At 46.4% G+C, this 12,851-nt stretch carries 4 protein-coding genes; 2 read left to right on the top strand and 2 right to left on the bottom strand.

Going from position 1 to position 12,851, the window contains the following annotated elements:
- Positions 1-130: 130 nt before the first annotated feature.
- Positions 131-3,754 (bottom strand): FG-GAP-like repeat-containing protein, encoded by a 3,624-nt coding sequence (locus AB0L18_RS05605; protein WP_367391596.1) that lies wholly within the window; start codon positions 3,752-3,754, stop codon positions 131-133.
- A 44-nt stretch (positions 3,755-3,798) separates the two neighbouring features.
- Entirely contained in the window at positions 3,799-4,479 is a 681-nt protein-coding gene (locus AB0L18_RS05600; protein ID WP_367391595.1) for a hypothetical protein, read from the bottom strand.
- A 147-nt stretch (positions 4,480-4,626) separates the two neighbouring features.
- Between AB0L18_RS05600 and ruvA the strand changes: the two genes are divergently transcribed.
- Both ruvA and sprA read left to right on the top strand, forming a co-directional pair.
- Complete coding sequence (gene ruvA, locus AB0L18_RS05595) at positions 4,627-5,220, top strand: Holliday junction branch migration protein RuvA (protein WP_367391594.1); 594 nt, start codon at positions 4,627-4,629, stop codon at positions 5,218-5,220.
- 124 nt (positions 5,221-5,344) lie between these two features.
- Positions 5,345-12,769 (top strand): cell surface protein SprA, encoded by a 7,425-nt coding sequence (gene sprA, locus AB0L18_RS05590; RefSeq protein WP_367391593.1) that lies wholly within the window; start codon positions 5,345-5,347, stop codon positions 12,767-12,769.
- Positions 12,770-12,851 lie beyond the last annotated feature (82 nt).

Here is a 12,851-nt window from a genome sequence, read left to right as displayed (position 1 = left end):
GTGATTCACAAGAACCGTTTTCAAGTGTATTCTTAAATCGGTTTTTGGGATGGCCTCTTCCCTCAGGGGAGGGGCTTTTTTTATTTAAGGAGGTGAGCTACTCAAAAAGTAGCTCACCTCCTTTTTTTATTTATTGAACTATTAATTTTCGAGTCATATATCCTCCCTCCGTTTCAAGGCTTACCCAGTAGATACCTGCGGGAAGCGTATGCGTAGAGAGGAATAACTGACCTACTCCGGCGGGCAAGTCAAATTGTTCAATAACCTGTCCTATGGTGTTGATAAGCCGAATTTGGATACGATCAGCACCAACCGCTTCCCAGCTCAGCATGGTTGCTCCACTTGTTGGATTGGGTTGAATCTGGAACCTCCGTAACTGAGGCATAGGATTCGTAACATTATAAATAATTTCGCAGTAATTGCATAGCTCAAAACAGACGGGCTCCAGCTCCAGAGCGGTATCTTCTACCGTAATCACTCGAAAGCGTTCACCGGATAAATCAACCGTACACGTGTCTGCTTGACCAAGAGGAAAAGTTTCCAGAATACCATTCATGGGAGTACCCGTCCCAAAGCGGTAATAATAAGTAGCAGGGATAAGATCTAGCGTCACAAACCAATCTCCACTACTCGCAGGAGATTCGGTCAGCTCAAAATCATTATTGGGCAAACCAAATTCACCCGTCAGGAATACAGCTGCCTCTCCACTGAGAGGATCGTGGAAGCCGAAAGTAACGGGCGTCGTTGAAGGCGGCAGCGTACAATCCAAATCTGGAATACATTCCGCAAAACAGGTATTGATAATGGTATCTTGCATCACCGGGGGGAGCCAACGGTTGTTATTGGCATTAGGTGGGCCACAATCCTGGCCGTTAAGGTCTTCTTTACAACTGAGGTCAAAGCATAAACCATTAGTAAAACTATAGTAGCCGCTAAATCCTTCAGGAACTCGTAAAGTTATGCTATAGACTCCGTCACCATTGTTGTCCTCCATCGGGTTTTCGCCGGGAGAACCAAAAGCGCCTTCTACTAAATAGATACCTGCTTCTGCAACATCAATAGCAGCCGTATTAAGGTTGATCTGAATGTCTACGGAATCTGCCGGAGGAAAGCAAGCTGCTAATTGGCATTCTCCAAAGCAGAGATTAATAATAGTATCGGAAGTGATTGGGTTGAGGTACCGAAAGTTATTTTGATCTATGCTGGCACACGCTTGTCCACTAAGGTCTTCATAGCAGGTAGTTCCTGGGCAATTGCTACCATTGGTAAAGCTGTAATAAGTAGAGAAGCCTTCGGGAATATCAAAAAAGTTGGTATAGATGCCATCATCATCGCCATCATACATAGGGCTCGCACCAGAGAGGCCGAAGAAGTCGCCAATAATGAAAACACCCGTAGGGTTGAGGGCTTCATTGGTCATGTTCAGGTTGATGGTTAACCGGAAGGTGTCAATTGGCGCAAAGCAGCTGTCTGTATTACAGACTCCGAAGCAGGCAGCTAGCATGGTGTCCTGCGTCATGGGAGGCAAATAGCGATAATAATTGTTGGCTTCATCTGTACATCCTTGTTCGCTTAAATTTTCAGTGCAAGATTCATCGCTACACTCTCCGTTGACATAGGTGTAATAAGCGGAATAACCTTCCGCCAAGTTGATACTGAGCTCATAAGTCCCGTCACCATCAGGATCATTCATGGGGAGGTCTTCACCATTGGGACTAAGGCCGCGGATGAAAATTTGTTGAAGGTTTTCGTTAAGTGGAGCAGCATTGAGTGTAAAATGAGCGTTGATGCTATCTACCGTTGATTGGCAGGGAATTCCTGCGCAAATTCCAAAACAAAGGTTGATCGTTGTATCATTAAAAACAGGTTCAAGTAAGCGTTTGAAATCGGGTGTTAAACCATCACACCCCTCTTCACTTAGATCTTCTCCGCAGGTATCGTCGGGGCAATAGCCGTTTATAATAGTGTAATAGCCACTGAAGCCTGGTTCTTGAAGAAAAGAAACACTGTACATACCATCCAGGAAGGGAGCATACATGAGTTTACTTTGGATATCGCCTTCTGCATTGGTCACTTTGAGGAAAACACCTTGTGGGCTTTCTTCCTGAAAACTCATATCTACGTTGAAGTTAATTCTTACCCTGGGCACCAGGGCTTGGATCAAATGATGGCGTTGATTGATGTCCAAATCATAAAAAGTTTCCACCTCTCCTCCGGGCCAACTCACTTGTACACTGTCAATGGTGCTGTGGTCTGCCAGACCAAAGTGGGCGATTGTGCTATTTTGAGAGGCATGACTTCCTCCGCCACTGATTTCTCGCAATAGTATAAGGTCGTCAACAAACAATCGGATAATAGCTCCTATCGCGTCTCGATTACAGTGAGTGCCTTCCAGTGAAATTTGTACCCAATTGTTATTATTTGCCAAATCGTTACGATAGAACCTTACATGAGCATCAGGGAAACTATCGCTGCTCATCACATTGACAAAAAAGTCCAAATCACCATCTTGATCAAAATCTGAATACACCAGTCCTCGACATTTTTCCGGACTATCAAAACCAGCAGCTACGGAAATGTCAGTAAATGTATTGTCACCATTGTTATAGTAAAGCTTGTTAGGGTCTATGTGGTCCGTTGCTATGAAAGCAGCAGCAGGAATATGGCCATTAGAAACAAGGAGATCTTCGTAGAGATTGTTGTCAATGTCAGCGAATACCGTACCCCAACTGGTTACGAGCAAGTTATTGTCGGTCATCGTATTGGGCACTCCCGCCTGCTCAGCGATATTGGTGAATTGGCCGTTTCCATCGTTGTTTAGAAAAGCATTGGCACCAAGATTAGACACATAGTAGTCGAAGTCTTGATCCAGGTCATAATCACCAACAGCAATGCCCATGCCGTAGAAGCCAATATTGATATCGTTCTCTCCAGGAATAGTATCATAGACACCCGTGGTCAGGTTATTGATGTACATTTGGTTGGTCTCGATGAACTCACCGAAGTCATTGGCTAGGTACAAGTCGGCATCACCATCCATGTCATAGTCAGTATTGACGATGGCCAACCCACATCCAGCGTCCTCTAAGTTAAGTTGGCGGGCGACCTGGGTGAAAGTACCGTTGCCATTGTTATGAAAGAAAAAGTTTTCGTAACAATCATGATCAAAACCACTAAGCATACCATCTTCGCCATAGATAAATCTCACCCGATCAACATAATTGACAATATACAAATCCAAAAATCCATCCTGGTCGTGATCTAAAAACGTGGCACTAACGGAACGAGAGGCGTCACTGAGATTAGCGAGTGGCGCAATTTCTTGAAACGTCCCATCCCCCATGTTCTTATAGAGGAGGTTACGTTTATCCGGCGCTAGAGAATTCAAAAAACCAAAAGTAGTTACAAAAATATCTCGATAACCGTCGTTATCAATATCACCCACGGTTACCCCAGTGGTGAAATAGGTCGCGGTTAACTGAAGGCCACTCTCCTCTGTCACATCGGTAAAGGTTCCGTCGCCCTCATTGCGATAAAGTCGATCAGAAAATTTTCCTCCGGTAAAATAAAGATCGTCATCACCATCATTGTCATAATCAAAAAACGCTGCGCCACCGCCAATGCTATTCCAGTCGTCAAAGTGATGGATCATGCCTAATTCTTCACTTATCTCTGAAAATTGCTGCGCAAAAAATGGTGGAGAGAAGGATAATAGGAGAAATTGAATAAATAGCAATGAGTAGTATTGCTTCATGGTGTTGGGTTTCAAATAAAGAGGGGAAAGGATAGGCAGGAGACTTAATCCTTCAACTCAAACTCTTTTTCCGTTGAGTAGAATTCTACAGAAGCTTCGTAGTCAAGACCCTCTGTTTGTGCTTTGATTTGCCGACTTTTAACCAAATAAATGCGGTATTCACCCGGGGTGAATAAGGCAACGGCATCCGCAGGGATAAATAACTCCGTACGCTCCAGAGGCCCTGGGCGTACGATTGTGCGTACTTCCTCATTGGGGTCGGTAAAGAGCAATAACAGACTTTCGTCAGCAGCTAATGTGTTGTTTACCATCAGTCGGAGTCCCTCGGATTTACTGGCCGAGGTGATGGAATATTGGTCGATCCCGACCATAGAAAGGTTGATTTCTGTTGGGGCCTCCAGCCCTGGAAGCTTAAAAGCGAAGCGAGTAGGATTTTGGTAAGGTACTCGCATTTTACCTTCGTATCTGAGGAGTCCATTGGGGAGTTCTTTCATTTGGGTACCACTCCCCATGAAAGACACACCGCCTGGGAACGCAAGGGTCGTGGAGTCTTCCTGAAAGAAAGAGGCTTGCCCACGCAATTCTTGATTTTCAGCGACATAGCGCACGTAGAAATTTGCGGCTAGCCGGGGAGTATGCTCCGTGGATTGTTCTGCGCCACAGCCCCAAAAGAAGGCACTGAACACCATTAGACAAAGAACATGTAAGCTAATCTTAAAGTACATAGCTGCTATTTTGTCCCCAAAATAAGCTAATACCTGTGATTCTTCTTACCTTTGCCCTCCAGTTTTTGGCACAATCTCGCTCCATAGGGCGAATTGGGTTGATCGCGCTCATGAGACAAACTACTTCCTTAGGTTAAGCCCGTTTCCATGATTACATATGTCAAAGGTACTATCACCTTCAAAAATCCCACCTTTATTGTGGTAGAGGCTGGAGGTATTGGTTATCACATCAATATTAGTCTGCACACTTACGCACAGATAGAGAAAGCCGAACAAGTCCGCATTTTGACACATTTGCAGATTAAAGAAGATGGCCACACCCTCTATGGTTTTGCGGAAGACACTGAGCGCAACTTTTTTCGCCTGCTGATCTCCGTTAGTGGGGTTGGGCCCGCCACGGCACAGATCGCCTTGTCTAGCCTAACTCCGGACGAACTGCGAGCAGCCATCATAGGAGAAGATGTCAATACTTTTAAAGGCGTAAAAGGGATAGGGCCTAAGACGGCCAAGCGAATTATCCTTGATCTAAAAGACAAAGTTTTGAAAGATAGCGGCGAATCTGTAATTCTTAGTACCCCCAAAGACAATACCCTCAGAGAAGAGGCGTTATCTGCATTGGTGGCGCTGGGTTTTGCCCGTCCACAGGTGCAACGTACCCTCAATAGAATCCTTAGGGAATCGCCAGGGGTGGATAGTGCCGAACAACTCATCAAGCAGGCATTACGAGATTTGTCATCTTGACTAGAGCAAGCTCTTGTACCCTAAACCTTTTGCTGTGTTAAATTTTGAGTCGTCTACCCCAAGGAGCGGTAGTGCTCGTTTAAGGAATGAACAATCGGGATAGAGAATCGAACAGTGAGAAACAATGATTAGACAAATTCTACTCTCAAGTATTTTTATTACCCTGGCTATTTTTGGTAGCCTTCGTGCTTGGGGTAATAATCCAGGATTAGACGATCCATACCAGATCAATTACGTCAAAGCTAGCGTTCAGGATACCCTGCCGCCCTTGCAGGACCGTTATGAAGATTTCATAACGAACCCTACCAATAATCCTTTTGATCTGAGTGACCCTTCCGCCGTGGAGCAGACCATTGAGTACGATCCCGCTACGGGGCAATATATCGTTACGGAGCGAATCGGAGAGACGCTTTTCCGGCCACCTACTTATATCTCCTTCGAAGAGTATATGGAAATCACTCGCCAGCGTGATCAGAAGCGATATTTCGATCAGCTTGGGGGATTCAATCGAGGAAGTAGCCTCAGTGTCGATGATCCACTGGCAGGCGTGGATGTCCAATCCAGCTTAATTGATCGCCTCTTTGGAGGAAATGAAATCAATATTCAACCGCAGGGAAGTATTGACCTCACCTTTGGTTTCGATTACCAATACGTAGAAAATCCCATCCTGACCCAGCGGCAAAAACGCAATGGCGGCTTTGATTTTGATATGGCCATCCAGATGAACGTCACTGGGCAGATTGGCGAAAAGCTGAAGCTTTCTACCAATTACAATACCCAGGCGACCTTCAATTTTGACAACCAGATAAAAATCGACTACAACAGCGATCTTTACGGGGAAGATGATATCCTCAAGAAGATCGAAGCAGGTAATGTAAGCCTTCCGCTGCGTGGGCAGTTGATTCAAGGTGCTCAGAGTCTTTTCGGTCTTAAAACAGAGCTGCAATTCGGACACCTGCGCCTCACCGCCATCGCCTCTCAGCAGCAATCGGAAAACGAGAATATTACCATTCAGGGCGGAAGCCAGGTTACCGAATACGAAGTAAAGTCAGATGAGTACGATGAAAATCGCCACTTCTTTATTTCTCATTACAACCGTGCCGCTTTTGAACCAGCCTTGCAGAATCTCCCCCAGATGAATACCTTGTTCCACCTGGAGAACCTGGAGGTTTGGGTAACCAACGACAAAAATGATGTTCAGGACACCCGGGATATTGTGGCTTTCGCGGATTTGGGAGAACCAGAACGCCTGACCAACCCCGCAGAGATCATTGCGAATGCAGATCCACTTTACCGTGAAATTTGCGATGGCCGACCACTGCCGGATAACAAGGCAAATAACCTGTACGAGCGGATTATCGCAAACCCTGATCTCCAAAGTATCGATAGGGCAGTAGCTATTCTTCAGACCCAATTTAACCTTCGTCAATCCATTGATTTCGAAAAAGTACGAGCACGTAAATTGGGCCCTCGTGATTATACGGTGCACCCAGAACTTGGGTTTATCTCGCTGAATATTCAGTTGCAGCCCGACCAGGTACTAGCAGTTTCCTATACCTATAAGTATAACGGAGAACCGTTTGCCGTAGGTACCAGCTCCATCAACCGGGCGGATGTTACGACTGATACCATGGAAACATCAACGGTACTGTTTACCAAAATGCTAAAGAGTACTACCCAACAAGTGAACGTACCTGCCTGGGACCTGATGATGAAAAACGTCTATTCTATTGGTGCTTATCAGGTAAATCGGGAAGATTTCCGTTTGGATATTTTTTATGATGATCCAGGGCGTGGGGTGAAAAGATTCTTGCCAAAGTCCAATTTGGCCGGCATTCCTTTGGTTCGTGTGTTTAATCTAGACCGCCTCAATGTACAAGGAGACCCTCAACCAGATGGGGTTTTTGACTTCGTTGAAGGAGTGACCATTAATCCAGCTAATGGACGGATTATTTTCCCGGTACTCGAACCTTTTGGTAGTTACCTGGCAGGGAAAATTGATGGAGCTATTCGGGATTCCTTCGTCTACCAAGAGCTTTATGACGAAATTGTTTTCGATGCGCGCGAATTTCCGGAGAAGAACCGCTATGTCATCAAAGGAACCTACAAATCTTCCGTTGCATCGGAGCTTTCTTTGGGGGCATTTAATATCCCGCAAGGCTCAGAAAGGGTTACTGCTGGTGGTCAGTTGCTGATTGCCGGGCAGGATTACGATATAGATTATTCCACCGGGCGTATTCGCATTCTCAATGACGCCATCCTTAGTTCGGGCGTACCGATTAATGTCTCTTTTGAAGACAATACCGTCTTTGGTTTGCAGAATAAAACCATGCTGGGTTTACGTGCGGATTACGAAGTGAATGAAGATATTAATATCGGGGCAACGTTTCTAAATCTTTTTGAAAGGCCCTTTACCCCTAAGGTAAACTTAGGCGATGATCCTATCAATAACCGTATTTACGGTCTTGATTTCAACTTGAACAAAGAAGCACCGTTCCTGACGCGACTTGTTGATAAATTGCCGTTTTACAGTACAACGGTGCCTTCCAGTATCTCGGTGATGGCCGAAGCGGCAGCACTTGATCCCGGGCATTCCCGGGCCATCAACCAAAGCCGACAAGACAAATCGGGGATTGTTTACGTAGATGATTTTGAAGGTTCGGCCAGTACTATCGACTTGCGCCAGCCTACCAATCAATGGTACCTTGCCAGTGTTCCTCAGGGCCAGCCGTCAAAATTCCCGGAAGCTACCCGTGGAGGTTTGGTCTCGGGTGCTAATCGCGCTCGCCTCAACTGGTACCGTATCGATCCTCTGGCAAGAACAGGCCCGGACAATAATGACCCTTACACCAGGTTGGTGCCTCAAAATGAGATTTTCCCCAATTTGTTCATTCAACCCAACCAGCGTTCGGATGTGCAAGTTTTTGATTTGTCTTATTTCCCAAATCAGCGGGGCCCCTACAACTTCGATATTCCGGGAGGCCGAGAAGGCCTGACGGCAGGAGTGTTACCTACTCCCGGAGATACGCTTTCTCCGGTACAGCTTAATGATCCGGAAACCCGCTGGGGAGGAATCATGCGGGCGATTACCACCAATGATTTCCAAACATCGAATATTGAGTTTGTGGAATTCTGGATGTTGTCTCCCTTCCTTGATCCGAATAACCCCACGCAAGCGGATCCTAATTTCGAGAACAAGCAAGGTAACCTGTACCTCAATTTTGGAAACGTTTCCGAAGATATATTAAAAGATTCTCGCCGCTTTTTTGAGAATGGCTTACCAGGCCCGGCCAATGAACAGCGGCCAGTAGACAATACCGTTTGGGGTAAAGTACCCGTAGGGCAGCAAATTACCAGAGCATTTGATAATGACCCGGAAACCAGAGCACTGCAGGATGTGGGGCTTGATGGCTTAACGGATGCAGAAGAAGAGAACTTTTACAGTAGCTACCTGGATGCAATTGCTACGCTTAATCCGCAAGCTGCTAACTTGTTGAGAAACGATGTCGCTAACGACAACTTCCGTTTTTACAACGATGGTTTCGATAGTAGTGATCGCCTCCGGGAGCGGTACCGTAGGTTTAATAACCCACAGGGCAACTCTGGCGCCAATCAGGGTACCCAGCTTCGTCAATCAGGTACCAATGTTCCCGATGCGGAAGATTTGGATGGCGACAATACCCTCAACGAAACGGAGTCGTACTTTGAATATACTATTCCCATCTACGCAGATCCGTCCAATCCTCGGGAGATTGATCGGGCACGAGCATTATATATCACAGACCAGATCGAAGATGGTGCCACTAATCGAATCTGGTACCGCTTCCGAGTACCGCTGCGCCAGCAAATCAGGCCCGGTGTTTTTGAAGCCATCAATGGTATTCAAAACTTCCGCTCTATTCGCTTCATGCGGATGTACCTCAAAGATTTTGCTGCGCCTACCATCTTGCGTTTCGCGACCCTGGAGCTGGTGCGTAACCAGTGGCGGCGCTATACCCGCGAGGATATTGGTTTTGATGGTGCGACCGAAGCATGTGAGACCACCGGTCAAAGTTTCCAAATTGATGCAGTAAACATTGAGGAGAATGGCAATAAGCAACCCTTCAATTATACCCTGCCTTTAGGGATTCAGCGAGAGCAGTCGCTTGGTGTTTTTAATACCCTGCAAAACGAGCAATCACTAGCCTTAAGGATCGATAATCTCTGTGATGGTGGTGTACAGTCGGTATTCAAATATACCGAGGTAGATATGCGCCTGTACGAGCGTCTGCAAATGTTTGTCCATGCTGAGGAAAGAAATCAGCTGGATGTGCCCGATGATGCACTTACAATGTTTATTCGTCTGGGAAGTGATTTCAATAGTAACTATTACGAATACGAGATACCCCTGAAGATGTCTCGACCTGATTTCGTGAGCCCAACGGCAAATCCCAATTCGCCAGCTTATAAGGCAGAGGTTTGGCGTGGACAAAATCAGTTTGATTTCCCCTTAGAGGTGCTGAAAAACCTCAAAGTAGAGCGAAATAACGCCAACTTCAGCGAGGTGGAGGAATACGCCCAGGTCTATATTTCCGAAACAGATGAAGGCCCGCCTGGAGTGCACAATATCAAAGTGAAGGGTAATCCTAACCTAGGCTTTGTCAAGGTCATGATGATTGGTATCCGAAATCCGATTAAGGATGACGATTTGCTACAAACCTATTCTGTTGAAGCTTGGGCCAACGAACTTCGCCTTACCGGACTGAATGAAAAAGGCGGTCTGGCAGCTATCGGGCGCGTGGATATGCAATTGGCCGACCTGGGCTCCGTTACCGTTGCCGGTAATTACAACAGTATCGGTTTCGGAGCACTCGACAATGGCGTCATGGAACGTAGCCGGGAACGAGTTACAGGCTATGACCTGGCGGCAGATGTAAATATTGATAAGTTTTTCCCGGAAGAGTGGGGATTGCGCATTCCTTTTTATGCACAGCGTTCCAATACCACGAGCACGCCAGAGTTTGATCCTTATGATTTGGATATCCGCCTCAAAGACAAACTTGATGCTACGGAAACTGCCGCCGCTCGGGATTCTATCCGCGAGCAGGCGCAAGACATTACCAACCGGGTGGTCTACAACTTTAGCAATGTTGGCAAAGAGCGTACCGGAGACAATGGAGGTGCTACGCCCAAGCCCTGGGATATTGAAAACTTTAGTGCCAGCTATAATTACACCCGTACCGACCGTAGCGATCCGCTCATCCTGAATGATGCACGGGAAGAATATGCTGGTGGAATTGATTACAGCTATAGCCGACCAACGAATTACCTGCAGCCGTTTAAGGGGCTAAAGAGCAAACCGCTGAGAATTATCAAGGAGTTTAATGTAAACCCCTTGCCTAATTCCTTCTCCTTTAGTACGGTTTTGGATCGTAATTTTTCCCGCACCCAATATCGTTTCTCTGGTGTTGAAGAACGTTTCAATACCTTCTTCAACAAGAGTTTCCTATGGAACCGCAACTACGACTTGAACTGGGATTTGACGCGTTCGTTGAAATTTAATTTCAATGCCAATACCAGCGCTGCGATTGATGAACCCGATGAAATTGCAGCACTTGAAGACCCTACCATTACGGACATTGACCAATACCGGAGAGATAGTATTTGGACCAGTATTCGCAATTTTGGTCGACCTAAATTATACCAGCACAACGTAAGTCTGTCTTACACCTTGCCTATTCGCTACCTTCCGTACATGGATTGGGTACAGGTGCGTGCACAATACCAGGGAGGATACGCCTGGAACGCGGCAGCTTTGAATGTGGATAGTTTGGGTAACGTCATTCAGAATTCACAAAATCGGCAGTTGAACGCAGATTTTAATTTTGATAAACTTTACGACCAGGTGCCTTTCCTGAAGAAAATAAATCGCCCCGCCCGCCCTTCCCGTAATACCGGAAGAACGCCGAGTGGCCGAACCTCAGGTAAAGACGAAGAAGTAGGGGATCCTAGTGGCGGCAAAAAGAAGAAAGACGACGAGATTAGCCCAATCACGAGAGCCATCATACGACCTTTACTCTTGGTTCGTAAAGGGCGATTTACCTACTCGGAGAATATGCGAACGGTCGTTCCAGGATTTACCCCTCAGACAGAACTACTCGGATTGTCATCTGGCTTTGATGCCCCAGGGTGGGGCTTTGTCGCCGGGCTTCAGCCAAAAATTCGCACCCTCACCGACGCCGAACGGGAAGCCGCCAATGCCGGTAACCCGGTAGCCGATGACTGGCTGTACCAAAACCGGGAATGGATTACGCAGAATGTCTTCCTCAACCAGGATGTTATTCAGGAATATACCCAAAACTATGAAGGTCGCTTGACGATCGAGCCTTTCCAGGACTTCCGCCTCGAAATAGAAGGGAATCGGAACTTTACAGAGAACTATACCGAAAGCTTTAAGATTTTCGATAAGGAAGCTGAGAATGTAGACTTTGCCCACCGTGTCCCGAATTTTGGAGGCCGACTGACGGTGTCTTACAATGCTTTGTCGACCATTTTCCAGGGAAGTAGAGATGAAGTGATTGCCTTGTTTAAGACTTTTGAGGACTATCGCCCCATCATCTCACAGCGGATAGGAACAGGTCTTCACGATGATCCGAACTTGGCAGCAGAAGGATATACCGACGGCTACGGACGGAACCACCAGGATGTTTTGATCCCGGCATTTATTGCGGCCTATTCGGGGCAAGACCCCAATACCATTGATCTTGATCCATTCAATACCAGTTGGAAACCCAACTGGAGGATGACTTACAATGGACTGTCGAAATTGAAGGCATTTAAGAACATTTTCTCGAGTTTCAATATCTCACATAGTTACAAATCCACCTTTGCGATCAACAACTATGAGACAAGCTTGTACTACTTACGAGCGCTTCGAGAAAATCCTGATGGTGGAGGACTGGATTTAGAAACTTATGATTTCTTCCCTCGACTTGAAATTCCCGATGTCATCATCCAGGAAAACTTTGCACCCTTGTTTGCCATTGATATGACGTTCCAAAATGGGATGTCGATGAACTTTGATTACAAGCAAGCCCGAACGTTGTCATTAAATGTAACGGGTAAGCAGGTACTGCAAACCAGTTCTTCAGAAATTGCAACGGGCTTTGGTTACCGAATGTCCGGGGTAAATATTGGTTTCCTTACGGGGAACAAGAACAAGAAAGGCCGGGGTGCTGCGGAAGAACCCGATCCTAATGCAACTGCACCGGGCGGTCGTCCTCGACAGAATCGCTCTGGTGGGCGATTGAACACCAATGACCTGGATTTACAGTTCAATTTCAGCTATCGTGATGATCTGACCGTGACCCAAAAACTGGATTCAGGCATCTTCGAGCCAACAAGTGGATCGCTTTCCGTAAGTCTTTCCCCTTCGGCGGAATACCAGCTGAATAAGAATCTGTCCTTGCGTCTGTTTGTGGATTACCGCCGCGTATTACCAAGAACCTCCATCGGTTTCCCACGTACGGATGCCTCGGGTGGTATTGTGGTCAGGTTCCAGTTGAATTAATAAGCAGCAGTAGGACGGTTTACGAATAGCCACAGTGACCGCGCGATACGGAGTGTTTTTATCTTCGCTAGCGTTGTTGCTG

Source organism: Lewinella sp. LCG006 (assembly GCF_040784935.1).
Classification (GTDB): Bacteria; Bacteroidota; Bacteroidia; order Chitinophagales; family Saprospiraceae; genus Lewinella.
Note: the sequence above shows the minus strand (reverse complement) of the source record. Positions and strands in the feature narration are given on the sequence as shown.

Coding starts and splice junctions, on each gene's coding strand:
- AB0L18_RS05605 (WP_367391596.1), bottom strand. CDS start 3,754: ATGAAGCAATACTACTCATTGCTATTTATTCAATTTCTCCTATTATCC.
- AB0L18_RS05600 (WP_367391595.1), bottom strand. CDS start 4,479: ATGTACTTTAAGATTAGCTTACATGTTCTTTGTCTAATGGTGTTCAGT.
- ruvA (WP_367391594.1), top strand. CDS start 4,627: ATGATTACATATGTCAAAGGTACTATCACCTTCAAAAATCCCACCTTT.
- sprA (WP_367391593.1), top strand. CDS start 5,345: ATGATTAGACAAATTCTACTCTCAAGTATTTTTATTACCCTGGCTATT.